Origin of the sequence: Streptacidiphilus sp. MAP12-20 (assembly GCF_041262525.1) — a bacterium.
GTDB lineage: Bacteria > Actinomycetota > Actinomycetes > Streptomycetales > Streptomycetaceae > Streptacidiphilus.
In genome coordinates, this window is sequence record NZ_JBGCCK010000016.1 from 14,155 (window position 1) to 36,642 (window position 22,488).

General features: G+C 69.2%; 17 protein-coding genes. 13 read left to right on the plus strand and 4 right to left on the minus strand.

All coding sequences use genetic code 11. The features are described from left to right. Positions 1-194 precede the first annotated feature (194 nt). Positions 195-854 (plus strand): endo alpha-1,4 polygalactosaminidase, encoded by a 660-nt coding sequence (locus tag ABIA32_RS21800; RefSeq protein WP_370097979.1) that lies wholly within the window; start codon positions 195-197, stop codon positions 852-854. Here ABIA32_RS21800 and ABIA32_RS21805 read toward each other — a convergent pair. After that, positions 823-1,380: a GNAT family N-acetyltransferase gene (locus ABIA32_RS21805; RefSeq protein WP_370097982.1), complete on the minus strand. Its 558-nt coding sequence runs from the start codon at positions 1,378-1,380 to the stop codon at positions 823-825. The two genes, ABIA32_RS21800 and ABIA32_RS21805, sit on opposite strands and share 32 nt — an antisense overlap. Positions 1,381-1,635: 255 nt before the next feature. On the opposite strand from ABIA32_RS21805, the gene secA reads away from it, so the two are divergent. After that, positions 1,636-4,362 (plus strand): preprotein translocase subunit SecA, encoded by a 2,727-nt coding sequence (gene secA / locus ABIA32_RS21810; RefSeq protein ID WP_370097985.1) that lies wholly within the window; start codon positions 1,636-1,638, stop codon positions 4,360-4,362. Positions 4,363-4,524: 162 nt separating this feature from the next. Here secA and ABIA32_RS21815 read toward each other — a convergent pair whose 3' ends face one another. Continuing rightward, the gene (locus ABIA32_RS21815) at positions 4,525-4,962 is read right to left on the minus strand and encodes an Rv3235 family protein (RefSeq protein WP_370097988.1); all 438 of its coding nucleotides are present in this window, start codon (positions 4,960-4,962) and stop codon (positions 4,525-4,527) included. A gap of 262 nt (positions 4,963-5,224) precedes the next feature. On the opposite strand from ABIA32_RS21815, the gene ABIA32_RS21820 reads away from it, so the two are divergent. The 11 genes from ABIA32_RS21820 (at position 5,225) to ABIA32_RS21870 (ending at position 21,313) form a co-directional block, all read left to right on the plus strand. Then, positions 5,225-5,740 carry a hypothetical protein gene (locus ABIA32_RS21820; RefSeq protein ID WP_370097991.1) on the plus strand — a complete coding sequence of 172 codons (516 nt, stop codon included), beginning with the start codon at positions 5,225-5,227 and terminating at the stop codon, positions 5,738-5,740. A gap of 30 nt (positions 5,741-5,770) precedes the next feature. Beyond that, positions 5,771-6,418 carry an HAD family hydrolase gene (locus ABIA32_RS21825; protein WP_370097994.1) on the plus strand — a complete coding sequence of 216 codons (648 nt, stop codon included), beginning with the start codon at positions 5,771-5,773 and terminating at the stop codon, positions 6,416-6,418. 34 nt (positions 6,419-6,452) lie between these two features. Further along, positions 6,453-8,081, plus strand: a complete 1,629-nt coding sequence (pruA, locus tag ABIA32_RS21830) for an L-glutamate gamma-semialdehyde dehydrogenase (RefSeq protein ID WP_370098338.1) — start codon at positions 6,453-6,455, stop codon at positions 8,079-8,081. Positions 8,082-8,365: 284 nt separating this feature from the next. Further along, on the plus strand, positions 8,366-13,237 hold the full coding sequence (locus tag ABIA32_RS21835) for an NAD-glutamate dehydrogenase (protein ID WP_370097996.1): 4,872 nt from the start codon (positions 8,366-8,368) through the stop codon (positions 13,235-13,237). A gap of 190 nt (positions 13,238-13,427) precedes the next feature. After that, entirely contained in the window at positions 13,428-14,795 is a 1,368-nt protein-coding gene (locus tag ABIA32_RS21840; RefSeq protein ID WP_370097999.1) for an ABC transporter substrate-binding protein, read from the plus strand. Positions 14,796-14,935: 140 nt separating this feature from the next. Next, positions 14,936-15,910, plus strand: coding sequence for a carbohydrate ABC transporter permease (locus tag ABIA32_RS21845; RefSeq protein ID WP_370098002.1), 975 nt, complete (start codon positions 14,936-14,938; stop codon positions 15,908-15,910). Continuing rightward, positions 15,907-16,821 carry a carbohydrate ABC transporter permease gene (locus ABIA32_RS21850; protein WP_370098005.1) on the plus strand — a complete coding sequence of 305 codons (915 nt, stop codon included), beginning with the start codon at positions 15,907-15,909 and terminating at the stop codon, positions 16,819-16,821. The genes ABIA32_RS21845 and ABIA32_RS21850 overlap by 4 nt, the downstream gene beginning before the upstream one ends. Positions 16,822-16,967: 146 nt before the next feature. After that, positions 16,968-17,804, plus strand: a complete 837-nt coding sequence (locus ABIA32_RS21855; RefSeq protein WP_370098008.1) for an ABC transporter ATP-binding protein — start codon at positions 16,968-16,970, stop codon at positions 17,802-17,804. Continuing rightward, positions 17,801-18,685: an ABC transporter permease gene (locus ABIA32_RS21860; RefSeq protein WP_370098011.1), complete on the plus strand. Its 885-nt coding sequence runs from the start codon at positions 17,801-17,803 to the stop codon at positions 18,683-18,685. The genes ABIA32_RS21855 and ABIA32_RS21860 overlap by 4 nt, the downstream gene beginning before the upstream one ends. Before the next feature lie 54 nt (positions 18,686-18,739). Beyond that, positions 18,740-19,831, plus strand: a complete 1,092-nt coding sequence (locus ABIA32_RS21865; protein WP_370098013.1) for an ABC transporter substrate-binding protein — start codon at positions 18,740-18,742, stop codon at positions 19,829-19,831. Positions 19,832-20,017: 186 nt separating this feature from the next. Beyond that, positions 20,018-21,313, plus strand: a complete 1,296-nt coding sequence (locus ABIA32_RS21870) for a hypothetical protein (protein ID WP_370098016.1) — start codon at positions 20,018-20,020, stop codon at positions 21,311-21,313. On the opposite strand, the gene cynS is transcribed toward ABIA32_RS21870, so the two are convergent. After that, complete coding sequence (cynS, locus tag ABIA32_RS21875; protein WP_370098019.1) at positions 21,259-21,729, minus strand: cyanase; 471 nt, start codon at positions 21,727-21,729, stop codon at positions 21,259-21,261. The two genes, ABIA32_RS21870 and cynS, sit on opposite strands and share 55 nt — an antisense overlap. A gap of 47 nt (positions 21,730-21,776) precedes the next feature. Then, positions 21,777-22,391 (minus strand): carbonic anhydrase, encoded by a 615-nt coding sequence (locus ABIA32_RS21880; RefSeq protein ID WP_370098022.1) that lies wholly within the window; start codon positions 22,389-22,391, stop codon positions 21,777-21,779. Between the last annotated feature and the right edge of the window lie 97 nt (positions 22,392-22,488).

A 22,488-nucleotide genomic window follows, 5' to 3' on the forward strand; every position in this document is an offset into this window, starting at 1 on the left:
AGTTCCCCGCGCCCCTCAGGAGGTGCAACTTGCTCACTTGCAGAATCCTCGCGCCCCTGGGGGGCCTCGTCGCGTGCCTCTCTGTACTGGTCTCCTGTTCCAGCGCTCCCGCGCCGAGGGAGGTCGGCGACGGCGCGCCCCGGGCGACCGCGACCCGGTGGGTTCCCGCGCCAGGGGCGAGTTGGCAGTGGCAGTTGACCACTCCCGTCGACGCCTCCGTGCGCGCCGACGTCTATGACATCGACGCCGTCGAGAACTCCGCCGCAGTCGTCACGGCGCTCCACGCGGCCGGGCGTCGCGTCGTCTGTTACGTCAACGTCGGTGCGTGGGAGCCGTACCGGCCGGACGCGGGGAGGTACCCGAAGGCGCTGCTCGGCAAGGCGCTCGACGGGTGGCCCGATGAACGCTGGCTCGACGTACGCAGGACCGACCTGCTCGCGCCCCTGCTCGGGCGGCGGTTCGACGGCTGCCGGGACAAAGGGTTCGACGGCGTCGAGCCGGACCAGCTCGACGGCTACGCCAACGACAGCGGGTTTCCCCTCACCGCCGCCGACCAGCTCGCCTTCAACCGGCTCGTCGCGCGCCTCGCGCACGAGCGCGGGCTCGCCGTCGGGTTGAAGAACGACCTCGACCAGGTCGCCGCCCTCCAGCCCGCCTATGACTTCGCTGTGAACGAGCAGTGCGCCGAGTTCCACGAGTGCGTCGTGCTACGCCCCTTCGTCGCCGCAGGGAAACCCGTCTTCGAGGCCGAGTACAACCTCCCGGGCGCCGCCTTCTGCGCGGACTCCCACCGACTCGGGCTGAGCGCGATCCGCAAGCACCTCAGTCTCGACGCGTGGCGGGATCCGTGCTGAGCAGGCCGCCGATCCAGGCGTCGTAGCGGGCACCGCGGTGCAGCAGGAGTGAGCGCAGGGTGCCCTCGAAGCGGAAGCCCGCCTTCTCCGCCACCGCCCGCGAGCCCGTGTTGCCCACCCTGGCCAGCCACTCCACCCTGGCCACGCCCAGCTCGCGGAAGGCCCAGTCGCAGATCGCCCGCACCGCCTCGGTGGTGAAACCCTGGCGGCGCTGGGCGGGCGCGGTCCAGTAGCCGACCTCGATGACGCCGTCGACGCGGAACTGCCGGCCGTGCAGCCCGGCTGAGGCGACCAGCTCGTCGGTGTCCTTACGGAAGCAGCCGAAGTTGAGCAGCGTCTCCGAGGCCCAGCCCTGCGGAGCGATCTCCCGGACGAAGCCCTCCGCGTGCTCGCGACCGTAGGGGGACGGCACCGCCGTGTAGCGCTGGATGTCCGGGTCCTGGCAGGCGGCGTGGATCGCGTCGATGTCCGCCTCGGTGAACTGCCGGAGCGAAAGGCGTGCGGTTTCCAAGGTCACGGGTTCCATCACCGAAGTATCCCGGAGCGGTTCCGCTCGAAGCATCCGCATTTCTTTCCACAGCGGCCAGTCGGCTGTCCGTTTTCGACCGCTGTCGCCGGAAAACGAATGCCACTCTCGCGGGCGACACCATCCATGGTGCTGACGGACCTCCCGGGTGGCCGGGCTCCTCGCATACGATGGGCTCGCGGTGGCCCAATCGTTACCGCGAGCAAGGTGCCAGAAACCAGCCGCCCGGTCCGCCCAGGCAAGGAGCCAGCCCACGTGTCCGTCTTCGACAAGGTCCTGCGTGCAGGCGAGGGAAAGATCCTTCGCAAGCTCTCCAAGATCGCCGAACAGGTCAACTCCATCGAAGAGGACTTCGTCAACCTGACGGACGCCGAGCTGCGGGCGCTCACCGACGAGTTCCGGGAGCGCCTGGCGGACGGCCAGTCGCTCGACGACATCCTCCCCGAGGCTTTCGCCGCCGTGCGCGAGGCCGCCCAGCGCACCCTCGGCCAGCGCCACTACGACGTCCAGATCATGGGTGGCGCGGCGCTGCACTTCGGGTACGTCGCCGAGATGCGTACCGGTGAGGGCAAGACCCTCGTCGGCACGCTGCCGACCTACCTGAACGCGCTCGCCGGCAAGGGCGTGCACCTGATCACCACCAACGACTACCTCGCCGAGCGCGACTCGGAGTGGATGGGCCGGGTGCACCGCTTCCTCGGCCTGGAGGTCGGCTGCATCCTGGCGAACATGTCGCCCGCCGAGCGGCGCGCGCAGTACGCCTGCGACATCACCTACGGCACCAACAACGAGTTCGGCTTCGACTACCTGCGCGACAACATGGCGTGGTCGAAGGACGAGCTGGTGCAGCGCGGCCACAACTTCGCGGTCGTCGACGAGGTCGACTCGATCCTCATCGACGAGGCCCGTACCCCGCTGATCATCTCCGGCCCGGCCGACGCCGCCACCAAGTGGTACGGCGACTTCGCCAAGATGGTGCAGCGCCTCAAGATTGACCGCGACTACGAGGTCGACGAGAAGAAGCGCACCGTCGGCATCCTGGAGGTCGGCGTCACCCGGGTCGAGGACTACCTGGGCATCGAGAACCTCTACGACGTCTCCAACACCCCGCTGGTGGGCTTCCTGAACAACGCCATCAAGGCGAAGGAGCTCTACAAGGCGGACAAGGACTACGTCGTGATGAACGGCGAGGTCATGATCGTCGACGAGCACACCGGCCGTATCCTCGCCGGTCGTCGCTACAACGAGGGCATGCACCAGGCGATCGAGGCCAAGGAGGGGGTGGAGGTCCAGAACGAGAACCAGACCCTGGCCACCATCACCCTGCAGAACTTCTTCCGCCTCTACGAGAAGCTCTCCGGCATGACCGGTACCGCGTCGACCGAAGCGGCCGAGTTCCACCAGATCTACAAGCTGGGCGTCGTCCCGATCCCGACGAACAAGCCGCCGCTGCGCGTGGACCAGCCGGACCTGATCTACAAGTCCGAGCCGGCGAAGTTCGCGGCCGTGGTCGAGGACATCGTCGACAAGCACGAGAAGGGCCAGCCCGTTCTCGTCGGCACCACCTCGGTCGAGAAGTCCGAGTACCTCTCGCAGGAGCTGCGCAAGCGCGGCGTCCAGCACGAGGTGCTGAACGCGAAGAACCACGAGCGCGAGGCGCAGGTCGTCGCGCAGGCCGGCCGCAAGGGCTCGGTGACCGTCGCCACCAACATGGCCGGTCGTGGCACCGACATCATGCTCGGCGGCAACCCGGAGCACCTGGCCGCGGCCGAGCTGGCCCAGCGCGGGCTCTCGCCGGTGGAGACGCCGGACGAGTACGAGGCCGCGTGGGGCGGGGCCCTGGACAAGGCGAAGGAGGCCGTCAAGGCCGAGCAGGAGGAGGTCCAGGACCTGGGCGGCCTCTACGTGCTCGGCACGGAGCGGCACGAGTCCCGCCGCATCGACAACCAGCTGCGCGGTCGTTCCGGCCGTCAGGGCGACCCGGGCGAGTCCCGCTTCTACCTGTCGCTGGGCGACGACCTGATGCGCCTCTTCAAGGCCGGCATGGTCGAGCGCGTGCTCTCCATGGCCAACGTGCCGGAGGACGTGCCGATCGAGTCGAAGATGGTGACGCGTGCGATCGCGTCGGCGCAGACGCAGGTCGAGCAGCAGAACTTCGAGATCCGGAAGAACGTCCTCAAGTACGACGAGGTGCTCAACCGGCAGCGCGAGGTCATCTACGGCGAGCGCCGCCGCGTGCTCGAGGGCGAGGACCTGCACGAGCAGATCGACCACTTCATCGACGACACCGTCGACGCGTACGTCCGGGACGCCACGGCGGACGGCTTCGCGGAGGAGTGGGACTGGGACAAGCTCTGGGCCGCGCTGGGCCAGCTCTACCCGATCAGCCTGAAGATCGAGGACCTCGAGGACGAGAACGGCGACCGCTCGGGCGTCACCGCCGAGGTGCTGGCCGAGGCGGTCAAGGAGGACGTCCACGGCCGCTACGTCGAGCGCGAGGACCAGCTGGGCGACACGGTCATGCGTGAGCTGGAGCGCCGGGTCGTGCTGTCGGTCCTGGACCGCCGCTGGCGCGAGCACCTCTACGAGATGGACTACCTCCAGGAGGGCATCGGCATGCGCGCTCTCGCGCAGCGCGACCCGCTGGTGGAGTACCAGCGCGAGGGCTTCGACATGTTCAACGCGATGATGGACGGGATCAAGGAGGAGTCCGTCTCCTACCTGTTCAACCTGGAGGTCCAGGTCGAGCAGCAGGTGGAGGAGGTCCCGATCGAGGACGCGCAGCCGGTGGTCCGCGCCAAGGGGCTTGACGCTCCGCAGCGTCCGGACCGCCTGCACTACAAGGCGCCGACGATCGACACGGCCGACGGCGTGGTGGAGACGGACATCGCGCTGGATGTCGAGGACGACACCGACGATGACGGCCTCACCCGCGCGGAGCGCCGCAAGGCCGCCAAGGGCGGGCGTCGCCGCAAGAAGTAGGTGCAACGCCCTTCAGGTTGGCAGCGGGGTCAGTTGCACTATCAGGGGCGCGGGGAACTGCGCGACAAGCCACCCCAGGTGGTGGGTCGCTCAGCGAGCAGGGCCATCCGCACAGGGTGGTTTCTCGCGCAGTTCCCCGCGCCCCTACGTGTTGCAACTTGCTCACCATCGGGATTCGAGAGCCGTGAAGCGCCAGGTCGCCTGTTGGCTGCGGGTGAGGGCGCGGCACTCGAGGCGGAAGGCCAGGGTTTCCGTGCGGTCGCCGACGCGGATCAGGGCCGTGACCTCCAGGGCGTCGCGGCGGGGCGCGGAGTCGAAGACGCGGTGGAGGATCGGGCGTGAGCCGTCCGCGCGGAGGCAGGCCAGCGCGCGGAGGGTGCGGACGCGGGTGTAGACGTCCTCCGTGGCGAAGGCGAGCAGCTGCTCCTGGGGGCGCAGGCCCGTCAGGACTTCCAGCAGGCGTTGGGCGTACGCGCGCGCCAGCGCGTTGTGCGGGGTGGTGGCGGGCGCCGGCCGGCGCGCCGCGCCCACGCCGTGGACGCGGCCGAGGCGGACGTTGGTCGGGGCGGCCTGGCGGTGCGCGGTACGGGTCGTCGTCATGGGGGCAGTGCTATCCACCCCCGGAGGCGACGGCAAGCAAGGCGGGAGCCGGCGCAGAGCGTCGGGGAGAATCACTTATCCGAGTGAAAATACCTGCCTGACCTGCAAGGATGTGCGAGTGCCCGCCCGCTCCGCCGTCACGGAGCGCAAGCAAAGGCCACACGATCGGTGACGCTGCGCGACCGCCGCGTCGGCGCGGCGTTGACCACATATCCTGAGCCCGCAAGCAAGCCCCACCCCCTCCCGGACCGGAGCGCCAGCGATGCGCGTGTACGTGCCCCTCACCCTCACCGGTCTCGCGCAGGCCCACACCGAGGGCGCCGTCGCGCCCGCGCCGCTACGTGCTTACGCGGTGACGCCGGCCCTGCGCGAGTGGTACCTGAGCGACGACATCGAGGAGCTGGAGTACGCCGCGCTCGTCCGCGCCGCGCAGGCGTCCCTGCGGCTGCTGGCCGCCGACGCGGACGCTCCGCGTCGGCGCGTCGTCGTCGCCGCGGACGTGCCGGACGCGACGGTGACGCTGCAGGTGCAGGCGGAGCACGAGGACGCCGCCTCGCTCGGCGCCGTGCTGCTGGCGGAGTCGCTGCCGCTGGCGAAGGCCGCCGCCGTGCACGCGGACGCCGACGACGTCGAGGTGCTGGAGGACGTCGCCGCCGCCGCGCTGGCCCTGCCCGCCGCCGACGCGGGGGACGAGGACGCACGCTTCACCGTCGACGGCGCCGAGGATCACGAGTTGCTCTGGTTCGCGACGCAGGAGATTCCGGGGCTGTTTTCTTGACTGTCGGACCCGCGCGATAACGTCCCCTTCATGCAGGTACACATCGTTTGGGACTGGAACGGCACCCTCTTCGACGACATCGACGCCGTCGTGGAGGCGAGCAACGCCGCCTTCGCGGAGCTCGGCCTGCCGCCGTTCAGCGTGGCCGAGTACCGCGAGTGGTACCGCGTGCCCGTGATCGACTGCTACGCCGACCGACTCGGCCGGATGCCCTCCAGCGAGGAGTGGGTGCGCATGGATGCGGTCTTCCACGAGCATTACGAGGCCAGGCGCAGCGCCTGTGCGCTGACGGTCGGCGCGGCGGAGATCCTTCGCGAGCGGGCGTCGCAGTCGCTGCTGTCCATGTACGGGCACGAGGAGCTGGTGCCGCTGGTGCGCAGCTTCGGGATCGACGGCCACTTCCGCCGCGTCGACGGACGCGACGGCACATCGGGGACCAGCGGCAAGGGTCAGTACCTCATACGCCACCTCGCCGCCATGGACGGCCACGTCGACCCGGCCCGCGTGGTCCTGATCGGCGACGTCCCCGACGACGCCGCGGCCGCAGCCGAGGCCGGGGTGAAGGCCGTGCTGTACACCGGCGGAGCCGGTTCGCGGCGGGAGTTGTCCCGCATCGGGGTGCCGGTTGCCGACACTCTGGCCGATGCTGTCGCCCGCGCGGAGGCGCTGGTCGCATGATGACTGTATGTCAGATATCGCAGCTATGTCAGGTATCGACGGTGTCACCCGGGTGCCGGCGCCGCTGAACGAGCCGGTGCACGGCTACGCCCCCGGCAGCCCCGAGCGGGCCCGGCTGAAGGCGCGGCTCGACGAGCTCGCCGCCGCGTCGGACACCCCGCTCGCCATGACCGTCGGCGGCCGGCAGCGTCTCGGTGGCGGGGAGCGGATCGACGTCGTCCAGCCGCATCACCACTCCGCCCGGCTCGGCGTCCTCGGCAACGCGACCGCCGAGGACGTGGGCCTGGCCGTCGACGCCGCGCTGAAGGCGGCGCCCGCCTGGCGGGAGCTGAGCTTCGACGACCGCGCCGCCGTCTTCCTCAAGGCCGCCGAGCTGCTGGCCGGTCCGTTCAGAGAGACGGTCGCGGCAGCGACCATGCTCGGTCAGTCGAAGACGGCGCAGCAGGCGGAGATCGACGCGCCCTGCGAGCTGGTCGACTTCTGGCGCTGGAACGTGGCCTTCGCCCGCGAGCTGCTCGCCGACCAGCCCGTCAGCAGTCCCGGCGTGTGGAACCGGGCCGACCACCGGCCGCTGGAGGGCTTCGTCTGCGCGATCACGCCGTTCAACTTCACCGCCATCGCTGGGAACCTGCCGACCGCGCCGGCGTTGATGGGCAACACCGTCGTGTGGAAGCCCTCGCCCACCCAGACGCTCTCGGCGTTCTATCTGATGCGGGTGCTGGAGGCGGCCGGGCTGCCGCCCGGGGTGATCAACATGGTGACCGGTGACGGCCGGGCGCTCTCCGAGGTCGCGCTGAGCCACCCTGCTCTCGCCGGGATCCACTTCACCGGCTCGACCGCCACCTTCCAGCACCTGTGGCAGACGGTCGGCCGGAACATCGCCTCCTACCGGGGCTACCCACGCCTCGTCGGCGAGACCGGCGGCAAGGACTTCGTGCTCGCCCACCCCAGTGCCGACCCGGCCGTGCTGAAGACGGCGCTGGTCCGGGGCGCGTTCGAGTACCAGGGCCAGAAGTGCTCGGCCGCCTCCCGCGCGTACATCCCGCGCAGCGTCTGGCGGACGATCAAGGACGAGTTCCTCGACGAGGTGCGCGGGCTGACCGCCGGGGACGTGGCCGATCTGTCCAACTTCATGGGCGCGCTGATCGACGACCGCGCCTACGCGAAGAACGTCGGGGCCATCGCCCGCGCCCGGGACGACCACAGTCTCGACATCGTCGCCGGGGGCCACTGCGACGACGCCATCGGCTATTTCGTCAGCCCGACGGTGATCACCTCCACCGACCCGCGCCACGAGATCTTCGCGACCGAGTACTTCGGCCCGATCCTGGCCGTCCACGTCTACGAGGACGTGCGCTGGGAGCAGACGATGGACCTGGTCGACGCCGGAGCCCCCTACGCGCTGACCGGCGCGGTCATCGCCCAGGACCGGGCCGCGATCGCCCGCGCCACGGCCAGACTCCGCTTCACCGCGGGCAACTTCTACATCAACGACAAGCCGACCGGCGCCGTCGTCGGCCAGCAGCCCTTCGGCGGCGGCCGGGCTTCGGGGACCAACGACAAGGCGGGCGCGAAGCAGAATCTGCTGCGCTGGACGTCCACGCGTTCGATCAAGGAGACCTTCGTGCCGCCGACGGACTACCGCTATCCGCACATGGGATGAGTGCCACGGCGGGGTGAACGGCTCGCGAAGCCTCGTACGCACGGCCTTGGACAAGTCGTACAGCACGGCCCAAAGATCCTGACGCAGTGCACCGATCCGGCCCGGGACACAGTCTCTTACCCCGGTTAGGCTCGACCGGAACCATCAAGGCTTGTCCGATCATCCCGCCCAATGGGGGAGGATAGGGACAGACCCGGTGGATCTTGGGCAGAACCATGCCCACCGACGTAACCGTGCACACCACCGAGTCACGCAACGGCGCGCGACAGGAGCCAGGATCAGTCATGCAGACCCAGCTGGACGCAGCTAAGGCCGAACTGCTCAGCAAGGCGGCTCAGGGAGAGGCGCTCGGCAACGGCGCCCTTGCCTCCTACCTGAAGCACTACTACCTGCACACAGCCCCCGAGGACCTGCTCGACCGGGACCCGGTCGACGTCTACGGCGCGGCCGCCTCCCACCACAGGCTCGCGGCGAAGCGCCCGCAGGGCGCCGCCGAGGTCCGGGTCTACACCCCGACCGTCGAGGAGAACGGCTGGTCCTGCGGCCACACCGTGGTCGAGATCGTCACCGACGACATGCCCTTCCTGGTCGACTCGGTCACCAACGAGCTGACCCGCCAGGACCGCGGCATCCACGTGGTGATCCACCCGCAGCTGCTGGTCCGCCGCGACATCACCGGCAAGCTCCTCGAGGTCCTCGACGCCGACGCCTGCGTCGCCGACCGCCCGGCCGACGCGCTGGTCGAGTCGTGGATGCACATCGAGATCGACCGCGAGACCGACCGCGCCGACCTGCGCGCCATCGAGGCGGACCTGCGCCGCGTCCTGGGTGACGTGCGCGAGGTCGTCGAGGACTGGTCGAAGATGCGCGAGTCCGCGCTGCGCCTGTCCGACGAGCTCCAGGCGACGCCGCCGACCGGCCTGGCCGAGCAGGAGGTCGCCGAGACCTGGGACCTGCTGCGCTGGCTCGCCGAGGACCACTTCACCTTCCTCGGCTACCGCGAGTACGACCTGGTGCAGACCGAGGACGGCGAGGACGCGCTGCACGCCATCGCCGGCACCGGTCTCGGCATCCTGCGCTCGGACCCCAAGTCCTCCTCGTCCTCCTCCTTCGGCCGACTGACCGCGCCGGCCCGCGCCAAGGCCCGCGAGCAGAAGCTGCTGGTGCTGACCAAGGCCAACAGCCGCTCCACTGTGCACCGCCCGTCCTACCTGGACTACGTCGGCGTCAAGAAGTTCGACGCCCAGGGCAACGTCATCGGCGAGCGCCGCTTCCTCGGCCTCTTCTCCGCCGCCGCCTACACCGAGTCGGTCAACCGCGTCCCGGTCGCCCGCCGCAAGGTGCAGGAGGTGCTCGCCGCCTCCGGCTTCAGCGCCGAGAGCCACGACGGCCGCGACCTGGTGCAGATCCTGGAGACCTACCCGCGCGACGAGCTGTTCCAGACGCCGCCGCTGGAGTTGCTCTCCATCGCGCACTCCGTGCTCTACCTGCAGGAGCGCCGCAAGCTGCGCCTCTTCCTGCGCCAGGACGAGTACGGCCGCTACTTCTCCGCGCTGGTCTACCTGCCGCGTGACCGCTACACCACCCGCGTCCGGCTGCGCCTGATGGACCTGCTGATGCAGGAGCTCGGCGGCTCCACGATCGACTACACCGCGTGGAACACCGAGTCGGTCCTGGCCCGACTGCACTTCGTGATCCGCGTCCCCTCCGGCACCGAGCTGCCGCACCTGACCGAGTCCGACATCGACCGGCTCGAGGCCAAGCTCGCCGAGACCGCCCGCTCCTGGGCGGACGGCTTCAACGAGGTGCTGGTCCGCGAGTGTGGCGAGGAGCGCGCCGCCGAGGCGACGCGTCGCTACAACAACGCCTTCCCCGACGGCTACCGCGCCGACTTCACCCCCGCCACCGGCGTCGCGGACCTGCGTCAGCTGGAGGCACTGTCCGGCGCCGGCGACTTCCGGCTCAACCTCTACCAGCGAGTCGACGCCGAGGGCGACGATCGCCGCTTCAAGATCTACTGGGAGGGCGGCTCGGTCTCCCTCACCGAGGTGCTGCCGGTCCTCTCCCGGCTCGGCGTCGAGGTGCTGGACGAGCACCCGTACGAGCTGCGCCGCACCGGCGCCTCGGTGGCGTGGGTCTACGACTTCGGCCTCAAGCTGCGCCCCGAGGTCGCCGACACCATCACCGACGAGAGCCGCGAGCGCTTCCAGGAGGCCTTCGCCGCCGTCTGGACCGGCAAGGCGGAGAACGACGGCTTCAACTCCCTGGTCCTGCGCGCCGCACTGAACTGGCGTCAGGCCATGGTGCTGCGCGCCTACGCCAAGTACCTGCGTCAGGCCGGGGTCGCCTTCTCGCAGGACTACATGGAGGACGCGCTCCTCAACAACGTCCACGTCACCCGCCTGCTGGTGAACCTCTTCGAGGCCCGGCTCTCGCCGGCGCACACGCACAGCGCGGCCGAGCTGACCGAGGGCATCCTGGAGGAGCTGGACGGCGCGCTGGACCAGGTCGTCAGCCTGGACGAGGACCGCATCCTGCGTTCCTTCCTGTCGCTGATCAGGGCCACCCTGCGCACCAACTTCTTCCAGCGCGACGAGGCGGGCGAGCCGCACGCGTACGTCTCGATGAAGTTCGACCCGCAGGCCATCCCCGACCTGCCGGCCCCGCGTCCCGCGTTCGAGATCTGGGTCTACTCGCCCCAGGTCGAGGGCGTGCACCTGCGCTTCGGCAAGGTCGCCCGAGGCGGGCTGCGCTGGTCCGACCGCCGTGAGGACTTCCGCACCGAGATCCTCGGCCTGGTCAAGGCGCAGATGGTGAAGAACACCGTCATCGTGCCGGTCGGCTCCAAGGGCGGCTTCTACGCCAAGCAACTGCCAGACCCGGCCGCCGACCGCCAGGCCTGGATGGATGAGGGCATCTCGTCCTACAAGACCTTCATCTCCGGTCTGCTCGACATCACCGACAACCTGGTCGCGGGCGAGGTCGTGCCGCCCAAGGACGTGGTCCGCCACGACGCCGACGACACCTACCTGGTCGTCGCCGCCGACAAGGGCACCGCGACCTTCTCGGACATCGCCAACGGCGTGGCCAACCAGTACGGCTTCTGGCTGGGCGACGCGTTCGCGTCCGGCGGCTCGGCCGGCTACGACCACAAGGGCATGGGCATCACCGCCCGCGGCGCCTGGGAGTCGGTCAAGCGCCACTTCCGCGAGCTGGGCCACAACACGCAGGCGGAGGACTTCACCGTCGTCGGCATCGGCGACATGTCCGGTGACGTCTTCGGCAACGGCATGCTGCTCAGCGAGCACATCCGGCTGGTCGCGGCCTTCGACCACCGCCACATCTTCGTGGACCCGAACCCGGAGGCGGCGAGCTCCTTCGCGGAGCGCAAGCGCCTCTTCGAGCTGCCGCGCAGCTCCTGGGAGGACTACGACGCCACGCTGATCTCGGCGGGCGGCGGCATCTTCCCGCGCAGCGCCAAGTCGATCACCATCACCGCGCAAATGCGCGAGGCGCTGGGCATCGACGCCGGCGTCTCCCGGCTGACCCCGGCCGAGCTGATGAAGACGATCCTGCTCGCCCCGGTCGACCTGCTGTGGAACGGCGGCATCGGCACCTACGTCAAGGCCTCGACCGAGAACAACGCCGAGGTCGGCGACAAGGCCAACGACGCCATCCGCGTCAACGGCGGCGACCTGCGGGTCAAGGTCTTCGGCGAGGGCGGCAACCTGGGCGCGACCCAGCTCGGCCGGATCGAGTTCGCCTCCGCCGGTGGGGCCGTCAACACCGACGCGATCGACAACTCGGCGGGCGTGGACACCTCGGACCACGAGGTGAACATCAAGATCCTGCTCAACCAGGTCGTCGCGGACGGCGACATGACGGTCAAGCAGCGCAACGCCCTGCTGGCCGAGATGACCGACGCCGTCGGCGAGCACGTGCTGCAGAACAACTACGCGCAGAACGTCGCCCTGGCCAACGCGCACTCGCAGGCGCCGAGCATGCTCAACGTCCACCAGCGGATGATGCGCAAGCTCGTCGCGGACGGCCACCTCAACCGGGCGCTCGAGTTCCTGCCCACCGGCGCGCAGATCCGCGAGCGCGCGGCGGCCGGACGCGGGCTGACCCAGCCCGAGCTGGCCGTGCTGCTCGCGTACACGAAGATCACGCTCGCCGACGAGATCCTCGCCTCGGACCTGCCGGACGACCCGTACCTGCAGGGCAAGCTGCACCGCTACTTCCCGCCGCAGCTCCAGCAGCGCTTCGAGCAGCAGATCGACGGGCACGCGCTGCACCGCGAGATCATCACCACGGTCGTGGTCAACGAGACCATCAACCGCGGCGGTTGCACCTTCGCCTTCCGCCTCAAGGAGGAGACGGGCGCGACCTACGAGGAGATCGTCCGCTCGCACACCGCGGCCCGCGCGATCTTCGACCTCAAGGGCCTCTGGCAGGCCATCGAGGCGCTGGACAACGAGGTCCCGGCCCACGTCCAGACGAAGATGCGCCTGCACGCCCGCCGTCTCGTCGAGCGCGCCACCCGCTGGCTGCTCAACAACCGGCGTCAGCCGCTGGACATCGCCGAGACCATCGCGGTCTTCCGCGAGCGGGTCAACCTGGTCTGGGGCAAGGTGCCCGAGCTGGTCCAGGGCTCGGACCTGGAGTGGTTCGAGAGCGTCCGCGACGAGCTGCTCGAGGCGGGCGTCCCCGAGGAGCTGGCGGTCAAGATCGCCGGGCTCTCCTCGGCCTTCCCCTCGCTGGACATCATCGAGGTCGCCGACCGCAACAACGCCGAGGTGCTGGACGTCGCGGAGGTCTACTACGACCTCGGCTCGCGCCTGCAGATCGCCGAGCTGCTGGACCGGATCATCGAGCTGCCGCGCACCGACCGGTGGCAGTCGATGGCCCGCGCGGCCATCCGCGAGGACCTCTTCGCCGCCCACGCCACGCTCACCGCGGACATGCTCAGCCACGGCGAGCCCGGCGCCACGCCGGAGCAGCGGTTCCAAGCCTGGTCCGAGACCAACGCCACGCTGGTCAACCGGGCGCGCACCACGCTCGACGACATAAGGACGTCGGAGTCGTACGACCTGGCCAACCTCAGCGTCGCGATGCGGGTCATCCGCACGCTGCTGCGGACGGGTTCGATGCGCTGAGCAGCGTCTGATCCGAAGAGGCTCCCGGCGCGCGCCGGGAGCCTCTTCGGATCTTCGGGTCGTTCAAGATCTGAACGTGACGCGACCCCTTGGCCAAGACTTGCCCTCAGGTTATGGTCCTAACTCTCTCGCGTTATGGTCCAAGCCCCTTGCACGGCGCGCACTCAGCCACCCTTCTTGGAGGCACGCAATGCACAGCTCCACCGGTCCCAGACGTCGTGTGCTCGCGGTGGGGGCAGCCACCGCGCTCGCCCTCCTCGCGGGCTGTTCCAACTCCACGTCCGGCAACGGACCCCAGCCCAGCGGGACGCCGACACTGGCCGGTGACTGCGCGCCCTACCAGGCGTACGCGGGGCACTCCGGCACGACGGTGACGATGTTCGCCTCGATCCTGAGCCCGGAGTCGGACTCGCTGCAGAAGTCCTGGGCGAAGTTCAGCTCCTGCACCGGCATCAAGATCTCCTACGTGGGCTCCAACGACTTCGAGTCCCAACTGCCGGTCAGGGTCAGCGGCGGCACCGCGCCCGACCTGGCGATCATCCCGCAGCCGGGTCTGCTGGCGCAGATGGTCAAGACCGGCAAGGTGGTCCAGCCGCCCGCCGCGACGGTCGCCAACGAGGCCAAGTGGAGCGCCGTCTGGAAGACCTACGGCTCGGTCAACGGCACCTTCTACGCGGCGCCGATGAGCGCCAACATGAAGTCGTTGGTCTGGTACTCGCCCAAGGCCTTCGCCGCGGCGGGCTACACGGTCCCGACGACCTGGGCCGATCTGATGTCGCTGAGCGACAAGATCGCCAAGGCGGGCAAGAACAAGCCGTGGTGCGGCGGCATCGGTTCCGGTACGGCGACGGGCTGGCCGGCGACGGACTGGGTCGAGGAGGTGGTCCTCGGCAAGTACGGCGGCGACGTCTACGACAAGTGGGTCAGCCACCAGATCAAGTTCTCCGACCCGCAGATCATCGACGCGATGAACGTCGTCCAGGGCTGGATGCACAACCCGGCCTGGGTCAACGGCGGGTACGGCGATGTCGCGTCGATCGCCTCCACCACCTTCCAGGACGCGGGCGCGCCGATCCTGACCGGCAAGTGCTCGATGCTGCAGCAGGCGTCCTTCTACGAGGCGCAGTGGCCCAAGGGCACGAAGATCGGCCCCGACGGCGACATCTGGGCCTTCCACCTGCCGTCGGCGAACCCGGCGATCACCACCCCGGTCGAGGGCGGCGGCGAGTTCCTGGCGGCGTTCAGCGCGCGGCCTGAGGTGCAGGCCGTGCAGAACTACCTGTCGACGGCGGAGTGGGCGACGAGCCGTATCAAGGTGGCACCGGGCTGGGTCTCGGCGAACCAGGGCGTCGACCCGTCCGTCTACACCGATCCGGTGGACCAGCTCTCGGCGAAGTACCTGACGGACCCGTCCGCGACCTTCCGCTTCGACGCGTCGGACCTGATGCCGGCGGCGGTGGGCTCGGGCCAGGAGTGGAAGTCCTTCACCTCCTGGTTCGCCCAGAACCAGTCGGTGACCAAGACGGCGGCGGACATCGACGCCGCGTGGCCCCAGTAGGCCTTTAGGGGCGCGAGGAACTGCGCGAGCAACCCCTCTGTGCGGATGGCCCTGAACATTGAGGACCATCTGTCGTGGGTGGCTTGTCGCGCAGTTCCTCGCGCCCTTGGCAGTGCAACTCTCCCAAGGAGCAAAGGCTGATGTGGGCTGACGCATCCGTGAAGTTCGTCAACACGTTCGGCGCGCTCGCCGGCTTCGCCGGCGTGCTGCTCGTGCTGTTCTACTTCGGCGGGCGGGCCAAGGGCCGGCTCTCGCGGCGGCTCGCCATCGTGATCCTGCTCGGCCCCGGCCTGCTGCTGCTCGTGGTCGGGCTCGTCGTGCCCGTCGTGCGGACCGTCTATCTCAGTCTCTTCAACGACGACAGCAAGAAGTACCTCGGCGCCGGCAACTACTCCTGGGCATTCCAGAACGACAACATCCACCAGGTCCTGCTCAACACCCTCCTCTGGATCATCGTCGCCCCCCTCGTCACCACCGCGCTCGGGCTCGTCCTCGCGCTGCTGGTGGACCGGCTGCGCGGCCAGGCCGTCTACAAGTCGCTGATCTTCCTGCCGATGGCGGTCTCCTTCGTCGGGGCCAGCATCATCTGGAAGTTCGTCTACGAGTACCGCGACGCCTCCCAGCCGCAGATCGGTCTGCTCAGTCAGATCTGCATCTGGCTCGGCTGGCACCACCCGCCGAACTGGATCCTGTCGCACCCGCTGAACAACTTCCTGCTGATGGTCATCATGATCTGGGTGCAGACCGGCTTCGCCATGGTCGTGCTCTCCGCGGCCATCAAGGCGATCCCCGAGGACGTCACCGAGGCCGCCGTCCTCGACGGCGCCCGTGGCTGGCGGCTCTTCGCGCACGTCACGATCCCGATGATCCGCAGCACGGTGATCGTCGTGCTGACCACCGTCATGATCACCACGCTCAAGCTGTTCGACATCATCCGCACCATGACCGGCGGCAACTTCGGCACCCAGGTGCTGGCCAACGAGATGTACTCGCAGGCATTCGTGGAGTTCAACGTCGGCCGCGGCAGCAGCCTCGCCGTGCTGCTCTTCCTGGCCGTGCTGCCACTCGTCGCGTACAACATCATGCTGCTGCGGAAGGAACGGGAAGTCCGATGACGACGCAGAACCGCACCGGCGTCCGACGCGCCCTCAGCAGCCCGCTGGCGACGATCGCCGTGCTCGTGATGACGCTGCTGTGGACGCTGCCGACCTTCGGACTGTTCGTCACCTCGCTGCGCCCGCAGAGCGATGTCGCGCAGTCGGGGTGGTGGGAGGCGTTCCTGCACCCGCACTTCACCCTCTCCAACTACCACGACGTGCTCTTCAACGGGGGCTTCGGCGTCAGCAACGGCCTGATGCCCTACCTGGTCAACTCGCTCGCCATCACCATCCCGGCCACGGTCTTCCCGATCGCCCTCGCCGCGATGGCCGCGTACGTGCTGGCCTGGGTGCCGTTCAAGGGCAGTGACACGGTCTTCTTCGTCTTCTTCGCGCTCCAGGTCGTGCCGCTGCAGATGGCCCTGGTGCCGCTGCTCCAGCTCTTCTCCGGCGGCGCGCACATCGGCAGTGCGACCGTCTTCCCCGCACTCGGTCTCGGCGGCACCTACGCGCCGGTCTGGCTCGCGCACACCATGTTCGCGCTGCCGCTCGCGGTCTTCCTGCTGCACAACTTCATCGCCCAGCTGCCGCGCGACCTGATCGAGGCGGCCAGGGTCGACGGGGCGAGCCACTTCCGCGTCTTTCGCTCCGTCGTGCTGCCGCTGGCCACGCCCGCGCTGGCCTCGTTCGCGATCTTCCAGTTCCTCTGGGTCTGGAACGACCTGCTGGTCGGTCTCACCTTCACGGGCGGAACGCCGGAGGTCGCGCCGATGACGGCCCGGCTGGCGCAGCTGTCCGGGTCGTTCGGGGACCACTGGGAGATCCTCACGGCCGGCGCCTTCGTCTCCGTGGTGATCCCGCTGATCGTCTTCTTCTCGCTCCAGCGGTACTTCGTCCGGGGTCTGCTGGCCGGGTCCGTGAAGGGCTGAGTCAAGGGTGGAGCCAGGCGTCAGCAGAATGAGCAATACGTGAACTTAAGCGGTGAACGCGGCTAACAGTGGAAACAGAGACGTAACACAGCGCTCGCTCTAGCTTCTGAATACCTCGAACCGAGGGTTTGGAAGGAGCGGGACTCATGGCCGATGCGAACAATGGCCGAATCGAGATTGAAGGCGTCACCAAGCGCTTTCTGACGCCTGGTGGGGAGATCTTCACCGCCATCCAGGACGTGTCGTTCACCGTCGAGCCCGGCCAGTTCTGCGCTGTCGTCGGACCGACCGGATGTGGCAAGTCGACGACGTTGGGCCTGGTGTCCGGGCTGGACAAGCCCAGCGAGGGCACCGTCAAGGTCGGCGGGAAGGTGGTCGACGGGATCACCGACGGCGTCAGCTTCATGTTCCAGGCGGACGCGCTGCTGCCCTGGAAGACGGTGCTGGCGAACGTCGCTCTCGGGCCGATCTTCAAGGGCGTCGGCAAGGCCGAGGCGCAGACCCGCGCCCGGGACTGGCTCCGCCGCGTCGGCCTGACCGGCTTCGAGGACCGCTACCCGCACCAGCTCTCCGGCGGTATGCGGAAGCGCGTGGCCATGGCCGCCGCGCTGATCAACGAGCCGAAGATCCTCATGATGGACGAGCCGTTCGGCGCCCTGGACGTGCAGACCAAGGCGATCATGTCGAACGAGCTGCTGGGCCTGTGGGAGCAGAGTCGCCCCGCGGTCCTCTTCATCACCCACGACCTGGACGAGGCCGTCGCCCTCGCGGACAAGGTCGTCGTGATGACCTCCAGCCCCGGCACGGTCAAGGCGGTCTACGACATCGACCTGCCGCGCCCCCGTGGTTCCGTCCAGGAGATCCGCTTCGAGCCGCGCTTCCTCGAGCTGCAGCACCAGATCTGGGACACCCTCCGCGAGGAGGTGGAGCGCGCATACGCCCGCACCGCCGGAGGCCCCAAGCAGGAAGGCAAGGCAGCATGAGCACCGCATCCACGACCTCGGCCGCAGGCGTCGTCGTCGACAAGGCACAGTCCACGGCGCAGGCCGCGGCGAAGCGGGCGGTCCAGCGCCGCATCCTCGGAGTCTGGGCGGCGCGGTTCGGCTTCGCCGCGCTGGTCCTCGGCGGCTGGGAGATCGCCGCCCGCACGAACGTGATCGACCCCTTCTTCTACGGGCAGCCCTCGGGCATCTGGAAGAGCCTGCTCAACCTGTTCCAGCACGGGACGGAGTTCGGCTCGATCTACGAGAACATCTGGGTCACCATCCAGGAGGCCCTGATCGGCTTCGCGTTCGGTGCGGTGGCCGGTGTCATCGTCGGTGTCGCGCTGGGGCAGAGCCGCTTCCTCGCCGACGTGCTCGGGCCGTACCTCAAGATCGTGAACGCGATCCCGCGTATCGTCCTCGGCTCGATCTTCGTGGTCGCCTTCGGCATCGGGACGACGCCGAAGATCCTGCTCGCCGCGGTGCTGGTCTTCTTCGTGGTCTTCTTCAACGCCTTCCAGGGCGTCCGCGAGGTCGACCGCAACATCCTCGCCAACGCCAAGGTGCTCGGCGCCTCGCGCTTGCAGGTCACCAAGCACGTCATCGTCCCCTCGGCGCTGACCTGGATCATCGCCAGCCTGCACAGCGCGTTCGGCTTCGCCATCGTCGGTGCGCTGGTCGGCGAGGTGCTCGGGGCTCAGCAGGGTCTCGGTCTGGTCATCAAGACCGCGCAGAACCAGTTCGACCCGAACACGGTCTTCGCGGCCATGTTCCTCATCGCGGCCATCGTGCTCGTCGCCGAGTGGCTGATCGGCAAGTTGGAGCACCGGCTGCTGTCCTGGCGGCCCGCGGCGCCCTCCGAGGCGTCCAACGCCATCTGACGTCTGACGTCTGACGCATACTCACCCCCACCCTCGAAAGGTATGTGGCTCCTCATGTTCAAGCGCTCCGCAGTCATCGCCTCCACCCTCGCGCTGGCCACCCTCGGTGCGGCCACCGCCTGCTCCTCCAGCGGCTCCTCCGGTTCCTCCGGCTCCGGCGGCGCCAGCACCCCGACGGTCAGACTGATGGTCGGCGGTATCGACAAGCAGATCTACCTGCCCTACCAGCTCGCGCAGAACCTGGGCTTCTACAAGAAGTACGGCGTCAACGTCGAGCTCAGCACGGAGCAGGACGGCGGCGTCGGCGCCGAGGACGCGATGGCCTCCGGCCAGGTCGACATGTCCGGCGCCTGGTACAACCACACGATCGACTTCCAGATGAAGGGGAAGGCGGTCGAGGACATCATCCAGCTGTCCGGCGCCCCGGGCGAGCGCGTGATGTGTGCCACCGGCTCGAACGTGCACTCCGCGGCGGACTTCAAGGGCAAGGTCATCGGCGTCACCGACATCGGCTCCGGCACGGACACCCTGATCAAGTTCCTGGCCGCGCAGAAGGGCCTGAAGACCAGCGACTTCAGCCGCCTCGGCGTGGGCGCCGGCGCCACCGTCGTCGCCGCGCTGCAGAACCACAAGGCCGCCTGCGCGATCACCACGCAGCCGACGGTCGCCGCGCTGGAGAAGAAGGGCATCGCCTACTCGGCGATCGACCTGGCCACCACGAGCGGCGCCCAGGGCGCCCTCGGCGGCGAGTGGCCGGCGGCCGCGGTGCTGGCCCGCACCCAGTGGGTCAACGACCACAAGGACGCCGCGCAGAAGGTCGTCGACGCCCTTGTCGCCACCATGCACTGGATCAACACGCACACCGCGACGGACATCGCCAACAACCTCCCGGCGTCGTACGTCTCCAACGCCCTGGTCACCAAGGACGACTACATCGCCGCCCTGACCCAGGACAAGGGCCAGTTCCTGCCGGACGGCCTCATGCCGGCCGGTGGCCCGAAGACCTCGCTGGCGACCGAGGAGCTGGCCGGCAACGCCAACTCGTCGGCGAACCTCAGCACGACGTTCACCAACGACTTCGTGATCGCCGCGAACAAGCTGGAGGGCTTCACCACGACCACGACCCCGGCCGGCCCCAACGGCTGAGTCGATTCGTGACTGAATGAGCCGGGCGCCCGACGGGCGCCCGGCTCATTCGCGTACATCGCAAGGATGAGGCTCCGTCACCATCGTTCGAGCGAAGGAGCGAATGTCGCCTCTACGGCTGACGAGGGGTGAGCGGCCCCGGCCATAGCTTCTCTTCTGTCAGCACGAGGAGAGGACGGAGCCACCGTGAGCGTCATCGTCGAGGCACCCAGGATTATCGCGGCACCGCAGGCCGTGGCGCGTGAGGCATGGTGGGACCGGCGGGCGGTCTGGGCGCTGGGGTGGGCGGTGGCGGCGGCGTGGGCGGGATCGTTCCTGATCACCTCGAACCTCGCCACGCACCGCAGCTGGGGCGCGATGGCGGCGGTCGCCTATCTGCTGGCGGCGTGCGTGGCCGCGTTCGGACGGCGGCGGCTCTCGGTCCTCGTCGCGCTGGTCGGCGCGGTGGCGCTGCCGCTCGGCTACCTGGTTCTCACCGGCAAGGCGCAGTCGGAGGTGCGGGTGATGGAGCACTCGATGACGCTGCTCCTGCAGACCGGCAGCCCCTACGCCGCGCATCCGACGGGGTTGAGCGACTACAACCCGTACCTGCCGGGCCAGTCGCTCTTCGGACTGCCGCACGCGCTGGGCGTGCTGGGCCCGTTGGGTGATGCGCGGCTGTGGTGTGCGGTGTTCCTCGCGCTGTGCCTGGCGGCCGGGCGGGTGGTGCTGCGCGGATCGCGGCTGGGGCTGGGCTTCGGAGGCGACTACGGCCGGTCCGGCTCGGACCTGTCCTACGGCACGGCGGTCGGCGCGCTGGTGGCCTCGCCCTTCCTGGCGCTGCCGCTGTGCGTGAGCGGGATCGACATTCCGCTGATCGGCGTCTGCTGCCTCGGCCCGGCGCTGGCGTTGCGAGGGCGGCCGGTGGCGGCGGGACTGGTGCTGGCCTTCGCCTGCAGCCTGAAGTGGACCGCCTGGCCGGTTGTTCCTGTGGTGCTGGCCGCGGTCCTCGCGTTGTACGGGTTGCGCGCGGCGCTGCGCTGCGCGGCGATGACGGTCGCGGGTGCGGCGGCGGTGATCCTGCCGTTCGCGCTGAGCGCGCCGAAGGCGCTGGTGGAGCAGGTGTTTCTCTTCCCGACCGGCCACGGCGCGGTGGTCACCCCCGCCCACAGCCCCCTGCCGGGCGTCCTGTTGTGCGGCTTGGGTGCGGGCGGCATGGCGGTGGCGCTGGGCCTGCTGGCGCTGAGCGCGGCGCTGCTGGCCGTCTCCCTCGTACGTCGCCCGCCGACCGGCCCGGTGGCCTGCGCGGACCGCCTGGCGCTGGGCCTTGCGATCGCCTTCGCGTTGGCCCCTGCCAGTCGCTTCGGGTACTTCGCCCTGCCTGCCGTGCTGGTGATCTGGACCCGCCTGGCCGCGCTGTCGGGCGCGGCGCAGGCGGGTCCGGGAGGTCAGAACGGCTTGGTGGGCAGGTACTTGCCGTCGAGCGTGATGACCGCGCGGTGACCGCCGTCAGGATCCTCGACGGTCTTCACATCCAGCTTGAAGTTGATGGCGCTGATGATGCCGTCGCCGAGCTGCTCGTGGACCAGAGCCTTGAGGGTGGTGCCGTAAACCTGCAGCATCTCGTAAAAGCGGTAGATGGTCGGGTCGGTGGGGATGCCGCCGGGGATGCTGCCGCGCAGCGGGATCGTCTGGAGCAGTCGGGCGGCGTCCGCGTCCAGGCCGAGCAACTCGGTGACGGCGGTGGCCGCCTCCTCGGGGAGCGGGTGCTGGCCGAGGAGGGCGGCGGTGACGAAGGCGACCGACAGGCCGGCCGCGTCGGCCAGCTGCTGCCAGCTGAGGTCCTTCCGGGTCTTGGCCTCGACCACCCGGAGGGCGAGCTGCTGGCGGGCGGTCTGGTCGAACTGGGCGTGCGTCATGACGGAACCTTTCGTGATGGGTTGGAGAACCAGGGGTTGGGAGTGCGTCAGCCGGCCAGGGCGACGAAGCGGCCGCTGGTGAGATCGAGCAGTTCGGCGGAGCCGGTGCCGATGTCGTAGACCCAGCCGTGCAGCGTCAGTTCGTCCCGGACCAGGGCCTTCGCCACGGACGGGTGGGTGCGCAGGTTGGTCAGCTGGGCCAGGACGTTGTCCCGCACCAGGGCGGCCACCCGGTCGGCGCCCGTCAGCTGCTCACCGGCATCGGTGCGGGCCTTGGCGGCGTCGGCGTGGTGCAGCCAGCCGGCCACGGCCGGCAGGCCGGAGAGGTCGCTGCCCGAGGCGAGCGCGGTCATCGCGCCGCATGCGGAGTGACCGCAGACGATCACATCCGCCACCCCGAGCACGTTGACCGCGTACTCGATGCTCGCCGCGACGCCGTCCGCGCCCTGCATGTGCGGAGGCACCAGGTTGCCTGCGGTGCGGATGACGAAGAGCTCGCCGGGATCGGTCTGCGTGATGAGCTCCGGAACCACTCTCGCGTCGGAGCAGCCGATGAACAGGGCGGTGGGCTGGTGGGTGGTGGCCAGCTTCTTGAAGAGGGCGGCCTGGGTCGGGAAGACCTCCCGACTGAACCGCTGGAAGCCCTCGGCCATCTTGTTCACGGGGTCGCTCCTTCTGCGCCGAACGGTGCTGCCTTTCTGTGCTCAACCCTGCATGACCTGTGGCTATAGCGTCCAAGACGCATTCGGCATCGCTGTA